This is a genomic window from Bradyrhizobium sp. UFLA05-89, from assembly GCF_059803475.1.
In genome coordinates, this window is record NZ_JBANBA010000286.1 from 1 (window position 1) to 764 (window position 764).

The window sequence follows — 764 nt, forward strand, 5'->3', positions numbered from 1 at the left end:
GAGTGATACCCGCAGCTACCGCCGCTGCTGATCCCGACGATGAGCCGCCTGCGGAGCGTTCCGGATCCCATGGATTGCCGGTGACACCACTAAGAATGGACTCGCTCATTCCGGAGCCGCCAAAAGCCTCCGGCGTTGTCGTTCTTCCTAGCGTTCGGAGGCCGCTGGCCTTAGCCCTTGCAAAGAAGCTGCTTTCTGTTTGAGGGCGGCGTCCCTTATACAGGCGGCTTCCACATTCCTGGAGGCGACCAGCTTCAGTCGCTCCCAAATCCTTGCGAAAGAAAGGCACGCCGTGGAAGAGGCCTCCATCTGCGCTCGCGACCGTCTCAGCATCCTCGTAAAACTCGATAACTGCATTGATGCGAGGGTTGACCTCGTCGTGCGCTTCTCGGGCGAGCTGCGTCAACTCCAAGGGCGTCACGTCCCCTGCGCGCACGAGTGAGGCTAAACCGGTGCCATCGTGCTCGACGTATTCACTCAATTTCATTTCAGTATCCTTTATTTCGCGCGCTGAAGCCTGGCATGTGCGAAAGTCGACACCAGCCCGGACGCGGAGCTGATGCCAAGGAGCAGCGCGATCATCACGCATGTCACCAACGGGAGCGGTAACGACTTCGGTGGTAGGCGGGTTGATCAGGATGAAGCGACCACCTGAATGCCCTAATGGTCTCGAGCGTTGAGTTTTGTCCGAGTACTGCTTGGGTGACGCCCCCCGACAGAATCTCAGCACTGAGGAACATCACAACAGGGACGAAGAGGAGTTG

1 protein-coding gene is annotated in these 764 nt (G+C 58.5%); it reads right to left on the reverse strand.

Translation table 11 applies throughout. From position 1 onward, the window contains the following. On the reverse strand, positions 1–487 hold a 487-nt coding region (locus SO139_RS46295; protein WP_498542165.1), incomplete at its 3' end, for an amidase family protein. Positions 488–764 lie beyond the last annotated feature (277 nt).